General features: G+C 60.0%; 13 protein-coding genes and 1 riboswitch. Of the genes, 6 read left to right on the top strand and 7 right to left on the bottom strand.

The features are described 5' to 3' along the window. Positions 1-80: 80 nt before the first annotated feature. Positions 81-1,487, bottom strand: coding sequence for an adenosylmethionine--8-amino-7-oxononanoate transaminase (locus QMK55_RS11280; protein ID WP_102357725.1), 1,407 nt, complete (start codon positions 1,485-1,487; stop codon positions 81-83). 223 nt (positions 1,488-1,710) lie between these two features. On the opposite strand from QMK55_RS11280, the gene QMK55_RS11275 reads away from it, so the two are divergent. The 3 genes from QMK55_RS11275 to QMK55_RS11265 all read left to right on the top strand — a co-directional run bounded on the left by QMK55_RS11275 (position 1,711) and on the right by QMK55_RS11265 (position 4,974). Then, positions 1,711-3,477, top strand: coding sequence for a flavin monoamine oxidase family protein (locus tag QMK55_RS11275; RefSeq protein WP_320329192.1), 1,767 nt, complete (start codon positions 1,711-1,713; stop codon positions 3,475-3,477). A gap of 338 nt (positions 3,478-3,815) precedes the next feature. Continuing rightward, a complete protein-coding gene (locus QMK55_RS11270; RefSeq protein WP_025109173.1) occupies positions 3,816-4,367 on the top strand; it encodes a cytochrome b in 552 nt (183 codons plus the stop codon). A gap of 31 nt (positions 4,368-4,398) precedes the next feature. Then, a complete protein-coding gene (locus QMK55_RS11265) occupies positions 4,399-4,974 on the top strand; it encodes a YceI family protein (RefSeq protein WP_320329191.1) in 576 nt (191 codons plus the stop codon). A 159-nt stretch (positions 4,975-5,133) separates the two neighbouring features. Here the strand turns inward: QMK55_RS11265 and QMK55_RS11260 are convergent, their stop codons facing one another. The 4 genes from QMK55_RS11260 to ahcY all read right to left on the bottom strand — a co-directional run bounded on the left by QMK55_RS11260 (position 5,134) and on the right by ahcY (position 10,621). Next, positions 5,134-7,014, bottom strand: coding sequence for a DEAD/DEAH box helicase (locus QMK55_RS11260; protein ID WP_320329190.1), 1,881 nt, complete (start codon positions 7,012-7,014; stop codon positions 5,134-5,136). Between the two features lie 222 nt (positions 7,015-7,236). Next, positions 7,237-8,049, bottom strand: coding sequence for a substrate-binding periplasmic protein (locus QMK55_RS11255; RefSeq protein WP_102357731.1), 813 nt, complete (start codon positions 8,047-8,049; stop codon positions 7,237-7,239). 156 nt (positions 8,050-8,205) lie between these two features. Next, positions 8,206-9,051 carry a methylenetetrahydrofolate reductase [NAD(P)H] gene (gene metF / locus QMK55_RS11250; RefSeq protein ID WP_102357770.1) on the bottom strand — a complete coding sequence of 282 codons (846 nt, stop codon included), beginning with the start codon at positions 9,049-9,051 and terminating at the stop codon, positions 8,206-8,208. A 160-nt stretch (positions 9,052-9,211) separates the two neighbouring features. Then, the gene (gene ahcY / locus QMK55_RS11245) at positions 9,212-10,621 is read right to left on the bottom strand and encodes an adenosylhomocysteinase (RefSeq protein WP_102357732.1); all 1,410 of its coding nucleotides are present in this window, start codon (positions 10,619-10,621) and stop codon (positions 9,212-9,214) included. Positions 10,622-10,644: 23 nt separating this feature from the next. Next, a riboswitch (S-adenosyl-L-homocysteine riboswitch) is annotated at positions 10,645-10,743 on the bottom strand. Between the two features lie 196 nt (positions 10,744-10,939). On the opposite strand from ahcY, the gene QMK55_RS11240 reads away from it, so the two are divergent. Together QMK55_RS11240 and QMK55_RS11235 are read left to right on the top strand one after the other, a co-directional pair. Continuing rightward, the gene (locus tag QMK55_RS11240; RefSeq protein ID WP_016984776.1) at positions 10,940-11,347 is read left to right on the top strand and encodes an acyl-CoA thioesterase; all 408 of its coding nucleotides are present in this window, start codon (positions 10,940-10,942) and stop codon (positions 11,345-11,347) included. 189 nt (positions 11,348-11,536) lie between these two features. Beyond that, the gene (locus QMK55_RS11235) at positions 11,537-12,433 is read left to right on the top strand and encodes a formate/nitrite transporter family protein (RefSeq protein WP_320329189.1); all 897 of its coding nucleotides are present in this window, start codon (positions 11,537-11,539) and stop codon (positions 12,431-12,433) included. A gap of 2 nt (positions 12,434-12,435) precedes the next feature. On the opposite strand, the gene QMK55_RS11230 is transcribed toward QMK55_RS11235, so the two are convergent. Both QMK55_RS11230 and QMK55_RS11225 read right to left on the bottom strand, forming a co-directional pair. After that, on the bottom strand, positions 12,436-13,725 hold the full coding sequence (locus QMK55_RS11230; RefSeq protein ID WP_320329188.1) for a cation:dicarboxylate symporter family transporter: 1,290 nt from the start codon (positions 13,723-13,725) through the stop codon (positions 12,436-12,438). Positions 13,726-13,763: 38 nt separating this feature from the next. Continuing rightward, on the bottom strand, positions 13,764-14,177 hold the full coding sequence (locus QMK55_RS11225; RefSeq protein ID WP_320329187.1) for a VOC family protein: 414 nt from the start codon (positions 14,175-14,177) through the stop codon (positions 13,764-13,766). Positions 14,178-14,268: 91 nt separating this feature from the next. Here QMK55_RS11225 and QMK55_RS11220 point away from each other — a divergent pair, with 91 nt between their 5' ends. After that, complete coding sequence (locus tag QMK55_RS11220; protein ID WP_320329186.1) at positions 14,269-15,132, top strand: LysR family transcriptional regulator; 864 nt, start codon at positions 14,269-14,271, stop codon at positions 15,130-15,132. Positions 15,133-15,160 lie beyond the last annotated feature (28 nt).

Raw genomic sequence — 15,160 nt, 5'->3', positions numbered from 1 at the left:
TGGACGCTCTGCGTCCGCTTTGGGACGCGGAGCGTCCCGGGCTGCATTCCTTTGCTGCGCGTGGGAACGAGCGGTCACGGTTAGCCCGGATCGCGGAAGCCGGGGTGGAAATCTTTCGGCACAGCGACGCTGACGCTGTCACGCGTGGCGATGTCGATGCCTTCGCTGGCGACTTCGGCAAGGAAGTCGATCTGCTCCGGGGTGATCACGTATGGCGGCAGGAAATACACCACGCTGCCCAGCGGACGCAGCAGCGCGCCACGCTCCAAAGCATGCTGGAACACTTTCAAACCGCGACGTTCCTGCCAAGGGTAGGCCTCTTTCGTGGCCTTATCCTTGACCATCTCGATCGCCAGGACCATGCCGGTCTGGCGCACTTCCGAGACGTTCGGGTGATCGACCAGATGCGCGGTGGCCGAGGCCATGCGCTGGGCCAGGGCCTTGTTGTTCTCGATGACGTTGTCCTGCTCGAAGATATCCAGCGTCGCCAGTGCCGCCGCACAGGCCAGCGGGTTGCCGGTGTAGCTGTGCGAATGCAGGAAGGCGCGCAAGGTTGGATAGTCGTCGTAGAACGCGCTGTAGACCTCATCGGTGGTCAGGCATGCGGCCAGCGGCAGGTAGCCGCCGGTCAGGGCCTTGGACAGGCAGAGGAAATCCGGGCGGATGCCGGCCTGTTCACAGGCGAACATGGTCCCGGTGCGGCCGAAGCCGACAGCGATTTCGTCGAGGATCAAATGCACGCCGTAGCGATCGCAGGATTCGCGCAGCAGCTTGAGGTACACCGGGTGATACATACGCATGCCGCCGGCGCCCTGAATCAGCGGTTCGACGATCACTGCCGCGACGCTGTCATGATTTTCGGCCAGAGTCTGTTCCATGGCCGCGAACAGGTTGCGCGAATGTTCTTCCCAGCTCATGCCTTCAGGGCGCCCGTAACAATCGGGGCTCGGCACCTTGATGGTGTCCATCAGCAGGGCTTTGTAGGTTTCGGTGAACAGCGGCACGTCGCCAACGGCCATCGCTGCCATGGTTTCGCCGTGGTAGCTGTTGGTCAGGGTGACAAAGCGCTTTTTGTTCGGTTGGCCGCGGTTGAGCCAGTAGTGAAAGCTCATTTTCAGCGCGACTTCGATGCAGGACGAACCGTTATCGGCGTAGAACACCCGGTTCAGGCCTTCCGGGGTCATCTTCACCAGACGCTCGGACAGTTCGATCACCGGCTGATGGCTGAAACCGGCAAGAATCACGTGTTCCAGTTGATCGACCTGATCCTTGATGCGCTGGTTGATGCGCGGGTTGGCGTGGCCGAACACGTTGACCCACCAGGAGCTGACGGCGTCGAGGTAGCGCTTGCCTTCGAAGTCTTCGAGCCACACGCCTTCACCGCGCTTGATCGGGATCAGCGGCAGCTGTTCGTGGTCTTTCATCTGGGTGCAGGGATGCCACAGCACCGCGAGGTCGCGTTGCATCCACTGGTTATTCAGGCCCATTTACAGTCTCCTCGAGGCGGCTCGCGTCAGGCGCGGGCGAACAATCGCGCAAGCCTATGCAATGCATCGCGCCAGGACAACCCATTGCGTCGATTGAGCTACTTTGTATGGGCCGATAGACGTCGCTGGCGGCGTTTTGATGGCTGACGTATTCTTCGCGGTTCTTTGGGTCGTCTGACCCGCAAAACTGCTTTTTCCTACGTGTATTTCCGGAGTTCGCTGAATGTCTGTCGGTTGGCTGCGCGCCTGTGCGCTGGTGATGTTGGGGCTGTTCAGCGTTACGGCGCTGGCCAAGGATAAAACCGCAATTGTGATCGGCGGCGGCCTGTCGGGCCTGACCGCGGCTTACGAGCTGCAGAACAAGGGCTGGCAGGTCACCCTGCTGGAGGCCAAACCGAGCCTGGGCGGTCGCTCCGGCATGGCCACCAGCGAGTGGATCGGCAACGACAAGACCCAACCGGTGCTGAACAAGTACGTCTCGACCTTCAAGCTGGGCACCACGCCGGCTCCGGAATTCGTGCGTACGCCGGGTTATCTGATCGACGGCGAGTATTTCTCCGCCGCTGATCTGGCGACCAAGCAACCGGTCACCGCCGACGCCTTGAAGCGCTACCAGAAAACCCTCGACGATCTGGCGCGCTCGATCGACGACCCGCAGAACCCGGCGGCGACCAGCACGCTGCACGCGCTGGACCAAATCACCGTGTCGAGCTGGCTCGACAAGCAGAATCTGCCGGCCACCGCGCGCCAGTTGATCAACCAGGACATCCGTACTCACTACGACGAACCTTCGCGTCTGTCGTTGCTGTATTTCGCCCAGCAGAACCGCGTGTATCGCGGCGTCTCCGACCGTGACCTGCGTGCTTCGCGTCTGGTCGGCGGCAGTCAGGTGCTGGCCCAGGCGTTCGTCAAACAGATCAAGACGATCAAGACCAACTCGCCGGTGTCAGCGATCAATCAGGACAAGGACGGCGTGACCGTCAAGGTCGGCAGTGTTGGCTACCAGGCTGATTACGTCGTACTGGCCGTGCCATTGCGTGCGCTGAACAAGATTGCTTTGACGCCTGCGCTGGATGCCCAGCACCTGGCTGCGATCAAGGGCATCAACTACGGCTGGCGCGACCAGATCATGCTGAAGTTCAAGACGCCAGTCTGGGAAAGCAAGGCGCGCATGTCCGGTGAGATCTACAGCAACACTGGCCTCGGCATGTTGTGGATCGAGCCTGCGCTGAAGGGCGGCGCCAACGTGGTGATCAACCTGTCCGGCGACAACGCTCGCGTAATGCAGGCATTCGGCGACAAGCAGATGGTCGATCAGGTGCTGATCCGTCTGCACGCGTTTTATCCACAGGCCCGTGGCTCGTTCACCGGTTATGAGATCCGTCGTTACAGCACCGACCCGTCGATGGGCGGCGCCTACCTGGCTTACGGCCCGGGCCAGATCAGCAAGTTCTGGCGCCTGTGGGAACGTCCGCTGCAACGCGTAACGTTCGCCGGCGAACACACCGACACCCTGTACCCGGGCACTCTGGAAGGCGCACTGCGCACCGGTCAGCGTGCGGCCAGTCAGGTTGAAGATCTGGCAGCCGGCAAGTCGTTTGAACCGGTCAAAGTGGTTCCGGCTGCAGCAGCAGGCGCGGCGGGTGCCGTGGCGGCGAAGAAGGGCAACTTCTTCAGCAACCTGTTCGGTGGTTCGGATGACGAGAAGAAGCCAGAGCCTGTGAAGGCGCCTGAGCCAACTCCAGCTCCAGCGGCCCCAGCGCCTGCACCGGCTCCAGCCCCTGCGCCAGCTCCGGTGGAAGCACCGAAACCAGCCGCTCCGGTGAAAACCGAGCCGGCGAAGAAAGCGCCAGCCAAGCCTGCGGCGAAAAAGCCGGCGGCCAAAACCGACGCGAAGAAAGCCGCAGCCAAGCCTGCTGCGAAAAAGGCTGAACCGGCGAAGAAGCCAGCGGCCAAGCCTGCTGCAACGACCGAGACCAAGGCGCAGTAAGCCTTGCGGTGAATGAAGAAGCGCGGCTTTTATGCCGCGCTTTTTTTTGCCTGTAGGACTGCTATCGCGAGCAGGCTCACTCCTACAGGGGATCGCATTTCTCCAATTGGAATACGGCCAACTGTAGGAGTGAGCCTGCTCGCGATAGGGCCAGCTCTGCCAACAAAAATCCATTGCTTAGAAACAACATCCCGCCACACTTTTCCCTTTAATCTTTCCTTAACAAGCCACTTACAGACTCTTGATCGTATTTCTCGATACTTCAAAGCAAAATTTTCCGCTTTAATTCGATAGATAACTCGCTAGTCTTGGTTCGCAGTTCTCACAGGATTTGGGCAATGCAGCTACGTAACTCTTCTTCACGCTATGGTTGGGTCAGCATCTTCATGCACTGGGGCGTGGCGCTGGCAGTCTTCGGGCTGTTCGCACTGGGTCTGTGGATGGTGGGGCTGGATTACTACAGCAGCTGGCGCAAAGACGCGCCGGATCTGCACAAGAGCATCGGTCTGGTGTTGTTGGGTGTGATGGTGTTGCGGGTACTCTGGCGCTTTATCAGCCCACCGCCACCAACACTGCAAAGCTACAGCCGCATGACCCGCATTGGCGCCAAATTCGGCCACGGGTTTCTTTATCTGGCGCTGTTCGCTGTGATGATTGCCGGTTACCTGATTTCCACCGCAGACGGTGTCGGGATCCCGGTGTTTGGCCTGTTTGAAGTTCCTGCACTGGTCTCCGGGCTACCGGATCAGGCAGATACCGCTGGGGTGATTCATCTCTGGCTGGCGTGGGCGCTGGTAATTTTTTCCGGCCTCCATGCGTTGGCAGCATTGAAGCACCACTTTATCGATCGTGATGCGACCCTGACGCGAATGCTCGGTCGCAAAGCCTGAAATTCAACCTCGACTCAAAGGAAAAGAAAGCATGTTGAAAAAGACTCTGGCCGCTCTGGCAATCGGTTCTGCACTGCTCTCGGCTCAGGCCATGGCAGCGGATTACAAAATCGACAAGGAAGGTCGGCACGCCTTCGTTGACTGGAAAATCAGCCACCTGGGTTACAGCTTCATCCACGGTACTTTCAAGGATTTCGACGGTACGTTCTCGTGGGATTCGGCCAAGCCTGAAGCCAGCAAGATCGCTGTCGACGTGAAAACCGCCAGCCTGTGGTCGGACCACGCTGAACGTGACAAGCACATCGCCAGCAAAGACTTCCTCGACGTGGGCAAGTTTGCTGATGCCAAGTTCGTCTCCACCGCCGTTAAGTCGACCGGTGAAAAGACTGCTGACGTGACCGGCGACCTGACCCTGCACGGCGTGACCAAGCCTGTGACCTTCAAAGCCACGTTCAACGGCGAAGGCAAGGATCCATGGGGCGGCGAGCGTGCTGGCTTCAACGCCAAGACCACCCTGAACCTGAACGATTTCGGGATCAAGGGCCCAGGTCCTACCTCGCAAACTGCAGATCTGGATATCTCGCTGGAAGGCGTGAAAGTTAAATAACTTTCCCCCACCACAGAAAAACGCCCCCGGTCGAAAGGCCGGGGGCGTTTTTTATTGCCCGCCAAAACACAATTCCCCCTGTAGGAAAGCGGGTTTGGGTCGTCCATAAAAAATGCCCCGGCTCTTGCGAGTCAGGGCATTTTTCATTGCAGCGTCAAATCAGCGATTGCGGGTCAGCAGTGCTGGTTTTTCGCCACGCGGGCGGCTTGGCAGTTGATCGAGCTGCTCAGGCGTCGGGAAGCGGTCGGCTTTCGATTCCTTGTGCATGATCTTCGGCCCGGTGCTGCGCGGGTTCTGTACGGCTGGCTCGCTACGTGGCTGATCGTCACGAGCTGGACGGCGGTTGCGCGACGACGAGGAGGACTCGTCACGACGAGCCGACTGACCATCACGCGGTGCGCCGTTGCGCGGGCCGCTGCGTTTGGCCGGCGGGGTGCCGGTGCTCGAACCGTTGCTGTTGCGCGGACCGTTCTGACGACCCTGCGACTGACCGCCGCGTGGTGCGCCCGAACCTGCGCCTGCGCCCTGAGCCGGTGCGCCTGGACGACGGCCGCGACCGCCAGCAGGAGCCGGCTTCGGCACGTAGTCAACGCGGTTACCGAAGTTGTCGATATCGTCGTCGAGGAACTCGTCCGGTGCGCGATCGGCAGCAGCACGTGGCGGCTGGCTTGGGCGCTGTTCACGGGCTGGAGTGCCTTCGCGCGGCTTCTGCTGACGGGCAGGACGCTCGCCACGTTCACCGGCCGGTTTTTCCTTGCCCTTGTCTTTGCCTTTGTCTTTACGACCGCCGCCACCGCCGCCATTCGGGCCGTCGCCGCGTGGGCCACGTGGATTGCGTGGATTGCGCACGTCCGGACGCTCACGCACTTCCGGTTTCTCGGCTTCAATGGTGCTCGAATCGAAGCCCATCAGGTCGCCGTCGGCGATTTTCTGCTTGGTCATGCGTTCGATGCTTTTCAGCAGTTTTTCTTCGTCCGGCGCAACCAGCGAGATCGCCTCGCCCGAACGACCGGCACGGCCCGTACGGCCGATACGGTGCACGTAGTCTTCATCGACGTTCGGCAGTTCGAAGTTGACCACGTGTGGCAACTGATCGATGTCCAGACCGCGAGCAGCGATGTCGGTGGCCACCAGGATACGCACTTCACCGGCCTTGAAGTCGGCCAGGGCTTTGGTGCGAGCGTTCTGGCTCTTGTTGCCGTGGATCGCCACAGCCGGCAGGCCGTGTTTGTCCAGGTACTCGGCCAGACGGTTGGCGCCGTGCTTGGTGCGGGTGAACACCAGCACCTGTTCCCAGGCGCCTGCGGTGATCAGGTGCGCCAGCAGGGCACGCTTGTGGCTGGCCGGCAGACGGAAGACGCGTTGTTCGATGCGCTCGACCGTGGTGTTCGGCGGCGTCACTTCGATGCGTTCCGGGTTGTGCAGCAGCTTGCCGGCAAGGTCGGTGATGTCTTTGGAGAAGGTCGCCGAGAACAGCAGGTTCTGACGCTTGGCTGGCAGACGCGCGAGGACTTTCTTCACGTCGTGCACAAAACCCATGTCGAGCATGCGGTCGGCTTCGTCGAGGACGAGGATTTCGACGTGGGACAGGTCAACGCTGCCCTGGCCGCAGAGGTCGAGCAAGCGACCCGGGCAGGCAACGAGCACGTCAACACCACGGGACATGGCCTGAACCTGTGGGTTCATGCCGACGCCGCCGAAGATGCAGGCGCTGACGAATTTCAGGTCACGGGCGTAGATCTTGAAGCTCTCGTGAACCTGGGCCGCGAGTTCGCGGGTCGGAGTCAGGACCAATACGCGCGGTTGGCGCGGGCCATGACGCTGGGATTTGTCCGGGTGACCGTTGGGGAACAACCGCTCCAGGATCGGAAGGGCGAAACCGCCGGTTTTACCGGTACCTGTCTGTGCCGCAACCATCAGGTCGCGACCTTGCAACACGGCGGGAATGGCCCGCTGTTGCACCGGAGTAGGCTCGGTATAGCCCGCATCTTCGATGGCACGGACTAAAGCCTCGGAGAGACCGAGGGAAGCAAAGGACATGAGTAATCCTGTTTTAGTTAGGGCTTGGCCCAATGGGAGTCTTGCCTGGCGCGAATCGCGTTTAAGAGGACGCGATCCCGTCCGGTCCAGCTGCGGTCTCGAAGGCACGTCAGGAGCGCTCGCGCGGGCTGAAAAGCTGCGCTGTAGCGGGTCTAGAGGCCTGTTACGGTTCCGGGCGTCCGGGCGTGAGCCTGGCGGGAACGCCGGAGTATAACAGAGCAATCACTGCGCGCTGCTTTCCTGCTGCTCAACGGTTTTGCGGCTGGCCGAGGCGTTGCCCAGCGGCGCGGTGCCGGCCGGGGCTGCGCCGTAGCGTGCGCTCAGCTCGGCATAGGCCGGTTCACGCTTGAAACGCTTGAGTTCGGCGCCGAAACGCTGCACCAGTAGATCCATCCCGGCATTGCGTCGAACCGCCAGAAATTGGCTCTGACGACTAATGACGGTGGGGTTTTCGGTGATCTGATCGCGGATATTCAGTTGATCGAGCAAATGCTGACCCACACGGCGATCGGTGATCAGCAAGTCGATGCGCCCGCGCAGCAGTTTGCCGAAGTTCGCCTCGTGGGTTGGCGCCGGTTCACGGGTGAACAGCAAGGATTCGCTGAAGTCCGGGCTGTACAGATATCCCGGCGAGGTGCCGATGGTCAGGCCTTTGAGGTCTTCGAGCTTATGGAACGGGTGCGGGCGGTCGTTGGCGTAGAACATCACGAACTCGACGTCCGACAGCGGTTCGCTGGGGTAGAGCAGGGTGGCGTCGCGTTCGGCGCTGTGAAAGATGTCCAGCGCGCCGTCGGCCTGGCCGGTTTCAAGCATCGACAGGCAGCGCTTCCATGGCAGGAACTGCCACTCGACCTCGATCCCCAGGCGCTTGAACACAATGGCAGTGGTTTCGTAGTCCAGCCCGAGGTTCTTGCCGCCCTCTTCGTAGACATAAGGCGCCCATGGCTCGGTGACAATACGCAACTTCTCGCCCCGAGCGGCAAAGCTCAGGCAAGCAAAAACCAGCACGGCGAATAACTGCGTGATCAAAGGCATGGCTTGAGATTACGACGAGAAACGCGAAAGAGCCAGAAAGTGGCTGCACAAGCTCTGTTTCGGGCGTTAAAAGAAAAAGATCGCAGCTTCTGGCAGGGTTCGCAGAGCCGGAACACTGTCAAAAATTGCGATCTTCGGGTCTTGCTCGGGTGTTGCTTAGCGCGGCAGCTTCAGGTTGTTCCAGATCGCCAGGCTCGGTTCGGCCTGGTTCATGGAATAGAAGTGCAACCCCGGTGCGCCACCCTGCAGCAGACGTTCGCACATTTCGCTGACGACCTGCTCGCCAAAGCGCTGAATGCTTTGGCTGTCATCGCCGTAGGCTTCCAGTTGCTTGCGGATCCAGCGCGGGATTTCCGCACCGCAGGCATCTGAGAAACGTGCCAGCTTGCTGTAGTTGGTGATCGGCATGATCCCCGGCACGATCGGCAGATCGACACCCTGCGCCTGCAAACGGTCGACGAAGTAGAAGTAGCTGTCGGCGTTGAAGAAGTACTGGGTGATCGCGCTGTCGGCACCGGCGCGGGCCTTGCGCACGAAGTTGGCGAGATCGTCTTCGTAGTTGCGCGCTTGCGGATGCATCTCCGGGTAAGCGGCGACTTCGATGTGGAAGTGATCACCGGTTTCTTCACGAATGAATTCCACCAGTTCATTGGCGTGACGCAGCTCGCCGCTGGTCATGCCCATGCCGGACGGCAGGTCGCCGCGCAGGGCAACGATGCGCTTGATACCGGCTGCCTTGTACTCGTTCAGCAGGCCGCGCAGGTCGTCCTTGCTGTCGCCGACGCACGACAGGTGCGGTGCGGCCGGTACTTTGACTTCGCTTTCCAGTTGCAGAACGGTGTTGAGGGTGCGATCACGGGTCGAACCACCAGCGCCATAGGTGCAGGAAAAGAAATCGGGGTTGTAAGTGGCCAACTGACGGGCAGTGGCGAGCAGTTTTTCTTGCCCAGCATCGGTCTTGGTCGGGAAGAACTCGAAGCTGTAGCGACGGTCTTGGGACATGGGAAATACCCTTGGAAACACGAAGCCTGTGAGGCTTGCACGGCCCATGTGGGAGCGGGCTTGCTCGCGAAAGCGGCGGGTCAGGCAACACCAATGTTGAATGACATACCGCTTTCGCGAGCAAGCCCGCTCCCACAGGGAGAGCAGGCCGTCGCGTCAATCAGTAGCGGTAAGCGTGCGGCTTGAACGGGCCTTCGACGGTCACGCCGATGTAGTCAGCCTGTTGCTTGGTCAGTTGAGTGACCACGCCGCCGAAGCCGCGAACCATTTCCAGGGCCACTTCTTCGTCGAGTTTCTTCGGCAGTACTTCAACGGTCAGACGCTCGGCTTTCTGGGCTGGCGACAGGTCGGCGTACTTCTGGCCGAACAGGAAGATCTGCGCCAGAACCTGGTTGGCGAACGAACCGTCCATGATGCGGCTTGGGTGGCCAGTGGCGTTGCCCAGGTTCACCAGACGGCCTTCGGCCAGCAGGATCAGGTAGTCGTCGTTCTGCGCGTCGAATGCGCCCGGGCCGGTACGGTGGATCTTGTGTACCTGTGGCTTCACTTCTTCCCATGCCCAGTTCTTGCGCATGAAAGCGGTGTCGATTTCGTTGTCGAAGTGACCGATGTTGCAGACAACAGCACGCTTCTTCAGCGCTTTGAGCATGTTCGCGTCGCAAACATTGACGTTACCGGTGGTGGTCACGATCAGGTCGATCTTGCCCAGCAGCGCTTTGTCGATGCTTGCTTCGGAACCGTCGTTGATACCGTCGATGAACGGCGAAACCAGTTCGAAACCGTCCATGCAGGCCTGCATGGCGCAGATCGGGTCAACTTCGGAGACTTTGACGATCATGCCTTCCTGACGCAGGGACTGGGCCGAGCCCTTGCCCACGTCACCGTAACCGATGACCAGCGCTTGCTTGCCGGACAGCAGGTGGTCGGTACCGCGCTTGATCGCATCGTTCAGGCTGTGACGGCAGCCGTACTTGTTGTCGTTCTTGGACTTGGTTACCGAGTCGTTGACGTTGATGGCCGGGATGCGCAGTTCGCCCTTGGCCAGCATGTCCAGCAGACGGTGTACGCCGGTGGTGGTTTCTTCGGTCACGCCGTGAACGCGATCCAGTACTTGTGGGTACTTGTCGTGCAGCAGCTGGGTCAGGTCGCCGCCGTCGTCGAGGATCATGTTGGCGTCCCATGGTGCGCCATCCTTCAGGATGGTCTGCTCCAGGCACCACTCGTACTCTTCTTCAGTCTCGCCTTTCCAGGCGAAAACCGGGATGCCGGCAGCAGCGATAGCGGCAGCAGCCTGATCCTGAGTCGAGAAAATGTTGCAGGACGACCAGCGTACTTCGGCACCCAGGGCAACCAGGGTTTCGATCAGCACGGCAGTCTGAATGGTCATGTGGATGCAGCCGAGGATCTTGGCGCCTTTCAACGGCTGTTCGCCGGAGTACTTGCGACGCAGACCCATCAGGGCCGGCATTTCCGACTCGGCGATGATGGTTTCGCGACGGCCCCAGGCAGCCAGGGACATGTCGGCAACTTTGTAATCGTTAAAATCGGCAGGCGTGATAACAGCGCTCATGAAGAGCCTCCATTCGTAATGTATGCGAATGGGCGCCGTTGTGCGTTTAGTGTCTGGCCTGAGCCAGTCAACGCCCCATCCGAGCCTGACAGGTTGAACCTGCTGCAGCGCCCCTCGGACAGGTGGCGGGAAAACGGTACCAATTGAAGATGACCGTTTTGAAACGGTGGCGATTATAGCCGTCTAGACTGATCTTCCAAAGGGTTTCTGTCGGCCAAATGAAGATCGCTAATAGCGACCATAGTAGAAGGCTCATGGAGCCTGACCGCTCGGTCTGCCAAGATGGCGTCATCTTTCGGCAAACGCTCAGGAGTGAACATGAATTTCCACACCCGCAAATGGGTAAAACCCGAAGACCTGAACCCCAACGGCACCCTGTTCGGCGGCAGCCTGTTGCGCTGGATCGACGAAGAAGCGGCGATCTACGCCATCGTCCAGTTGGGCAATCAGCGCGTGGTGACCAAGTACATTTCCGAGATCAACTTCGTCAGCGCCTCGCGCCAGGGCGACATCATCGAACTGGGCATCACCGCCACCGAGTTTGGCCGTACCTCGATCACCCTGACTTGCGAGGTGCGCAACAAGATCACCCGCAAGAGCATCCTCACGGTGGAGAAGATGGTCTTCGTCAACCTCGGTGAAGACGGTCTGCCGGCACCGCACGGGCGCACTGAAATCAAATATGTGAAAGATCAGTTTCAGGAAGATGAATTAGTCACCAAGTGACATCGGCGGTGCGCCCTTCGCGAGCAAGCCCGCTCCCACATCAGACCGCGTGCTGCCCCGCATCTCGGTCAACTGTGGGAGCGGGCTTGCTCGCGAATGCGGTTTTGTATCCACCGAAGATTCATCTGCTCAGTGAACAGCTGTGAACGACGGGGGTCGTAGCTAAAAGCCCCCCACGGTTCCCACGCCATGAGCACCCCGACAGACGGCAAGACCCCCGACCTCTCGGCCCAGGAGCAACACGAAGTCGAGAAAAACCAGCCGCCGCGCGCGGCGGTTCTGCATGAAATCATCCGCACCCAGGGCGACCAGGAGCTGGAGCGCAGCATTGCTGCATTGTGGTGGTCGGCGCTTGCTGCCGGGCTGACCATGGGCCTGTCGCTGATGGGCATGGGCCTGCTCAACTCACGCCTGCCCGAGGGCGACGAATTCAAGGTGATCGCCAGTTTCGGCTACTGCGCAGGCTTTCTGGCGGTGATCCTTGCCCGCCAGCAACTATTCACCGAAAACACCCTGACTGCGGTCCTGCCGGTCATGACCAAACCAACGATACGCAACTTCGGTCGGCTGATCCGGTTGTGGGGCGTCGTCCTGTTCGGCAATTTGTGCGGCACGATTCTGGTGGCGTACGTGATGCTCGAGTTGCCGATCTTCGACAGCAAGACCGATCACGCCTTCCTTGAAAACGGCCGCAAGGTCATGGAAAACCACGCCAGCCAGATGTTCGCCAAGGGCATCGTCTCCGGCTGGATGATCGCCACCATGGTCTGGATGATCCCGTCCATGGAGAGCGCCAAGATGTGGATCATCATCCTCATCACCTATTTGATGGCGCTGGGCGACTTCACCCACATCGTGGTCGGTTCGGCGGAAGTGTCGTATCTGGTGTTTGCCGGCGAATTGCCGTGGAGTGATTTCTGGAGGGTGTTCGCCGGGCCCACGCTGGCGGGGAATATCATCGGCGGCAGTTTCATTTTCGCCCTGATCAGCCATGCGCAGATCCGCAGCGAGAGCGGGGCGCCAAAGACTGATAAACCAGACTCTGACGAACCCCGCGAGGATGACGCCGACAGCAAGGCCAAATAGCGTCAGGCCTTGAACGGTGGACTGACCGTCGCTATGACCGCTTCGCTCTGCGGTGCCTTGAGCTGGCCTTCCCAGCGCGCGATGACCAGCGGCGCCAGCGCATTGCCCAATACATTGAGTGCTGTCACCGGCATGTCCATCAAGCGGTAGACGCCGGCGATGATCGCCACGCCTTCCACCGGCAACCCGGCGGCAGTCAGTGTTGCCGTCAGAATGATGAACATGAACCCCGGTACGCCCGCCGCGCCTTTCGATGTCAGCACCATGATCAACACCAGCATCGCCTGATCCGCCAGGCCCAGCTCGATGCCGTAAGCCTGGGCGATGAACAACGTGCCCAGCCCTGCGAACAATGATGCGCCGTCCAGATTGAACGAGTAACCCAATGGAATGACCATGCTGGTGATCGGGCGCGGTGCCCCGTAACGCTCCATTTTCTCGATCAACTGCGGCATCACCGTGGCCGATGCAGCACTGCTGTAAGCCAGCAGCAGTTCACTGCGTATTTCGCGGATCAGGTGGAAAAAACGGATCCCGGCCATTCGCGCCACCACACCCAACACGCACAGCGCGAACAGCAACACCGCCACGTAGGTGATGCCGATCAGCTTGGCCAGTGGCAGCAAGGCACTTAGACCGAAGCTCGCCACGGTGACGCCGATCAGGCCGAAGATGCCGATCGGTGAATAGTGCATGACCAGGTGCGTGACCTTGAACATGGTGTCCGAGACCGCCTGCATCACTGCGATCAACGGCGCTTTCTGCTGCTCGGGCAGCATCGACAGGGCGCAGCCGAACAGGATGGCGAAAAACAGCACCGACAATAGTTTGCCCTGAGACATGGCCAGGACAATGTTGTCGGGAACGATATTGACCAAGGTGCGGCCAAGGTTTTGCGTTTCGCCCGAAGTAGCGAGTCCGCTGACCGGTGCCTGCAAGGTACTGCTGAAGTCCGCGCCAGCGCCGGGCTGGAATACATTGCCGACGACCAGTCCGAAGACGATGGCGATGCTGGTGATCGTGAAGAAATACACCAGCGTTTTGATTCCGACCCTGCCCAGCGCCTTGGTACTGCCGGCTCCGGCAATGCCAACCACCATGCAGGCAAACACCAGCGGGACCACGATCATCTTCATCAGTCTGATGAACAAATCGCCTGCCGGTTGCAGCAGATTGTCGATGAACCAGCCCTTGTATTCGGGAAACTGGTTGAGAAGGATGCCGACAATGACCCCGGCGGCGAGCCCGATCATGATGCGAGTGACCAGACCGGTGGTTTTCTTGTTGCTCATGTTGTGCCCCTTTTTTCTTGTGTTTGTTGGGGGTGGAATCAATGGGCGAACAGACCGTTGAAGTCCTTGAAGCCTTTGACTTCCAGCGGATTGCCGCTGGGATCGAGAAAGAACATCGTGCGTTGCTCGCCGGGTTCGCCGGCGAAGCGGATCATCGGCGGGATCTCGAAAGCAGTGCCAAGGCGTGTCAGGCGCTCGGCCAATGCCAGCCATTCTTCCAGCGGCAGCACCACGCCCATGTGTGGCATCAATACCTTGTGCTCGCCGACCTGTCCGGTGCGGGTAGTGGCGAAAGGTTCGCCCAGGTGCAGTGAAAGCTGATTGCCGAAAAAGTCGAAGTCGATCCAGGTCTCGGTGCTGCGGCCTTCGGTGCAGCCCAACACATCCCGATAAAAAATCCGCGTCTGTTGCAGATCGCAAACGTGGTATGCAGCGTGAAAGGGTCTGTTCATGGGATATCCCTGAGTGAAGGAGCGTTCAGGGTAAACAGGCCCCGCGGCGGGGCAAAACGGCTTCGCCTTGTTCTGAGCGAAAGGAAAACTTATGGATGTTCGGTTTCTGAAAAGCCTGGTTGCCGTGGTTGAAAACGGTTCGATTGCGGCGGCCGCGCGGCGGGAAAATCGCACGGCTGCGGCCATCAGTCAGCGTATCCAGGCCCTCGAACGTACGCTGGGCTGCACGTTGTTACTGCGCACGGCCCATGCGACCCGCCCTTCGGATCAATGCCTGCTGATGTTGCCGAAGATCAGGGCGATCATCGAACAGGCGCAGGCGTTGCAGGACGACTTGCACCTCGACGGGTTGGTCGGTGAAGTAAAGATCGGCGCAATCTCGACGGCGCTGACCGGGGTGTTGCCAGCCTTGATCGAGCGGCTGGCGATTTCCGCGCCGGATCTAAAGTTGAAGATCACACCGGGTGACTCACGAAGCCTTTACGAAAAAGTGCTCAACGCCGAGCTGGACGCGGCGATTCTGGTCAGACCGCCGTTCCAGCCGCCGAAGGCATTGGCCCTGGCTGTGCTCAAGGTTGAGCCGCTGATTCTGGTTGCGCCCGCCGCGCGCGTCGGACAGTCGCTGGAAACTCTACTGCGCGAAGGTCCATTCATTCGTTATGACGCACGCTCATGGGGCGGACAGATCGCTCAGCGATACCTCGACGAGCAGGCGATCGAGCCGAATGTGCTGTGTGAGCTGGATGCGCTGGAAACCATCATCATGCTCGTTGCTCAGGGGATGGGGGTGTCACTGGTGCCGCAATGGGTCGGGATGGCGCTCGACGGACTGTATGTCTTGCCGGTGGAGGATGGTCAGCGTTATTCGCGAGAACTGGTGGTGATGCACGGCTCGACGCCGCACCGCCCGTTGGCGATGCGGCATCTGCTCGAATTACTCTGCGGCTCGCCATGAAGGTATCCCGCGACGGCGCCACAGTGCT

Origin of the sequence: Pseudomonas sp. P8_229, assembly GCF_034008635.1 — a bacterium.
Taxonomy (GTDB): domain Bacteria; phylum Pseudomonadota; class Gammaproteobacteria; order Pseudomonadales; family Pseudomonadaceae; genus Aquipseudomonas.
Note: the sequence above shows the minus strand (reverse complement) of the source record. Positions and strands in the feature narration are given on the sequence as shown.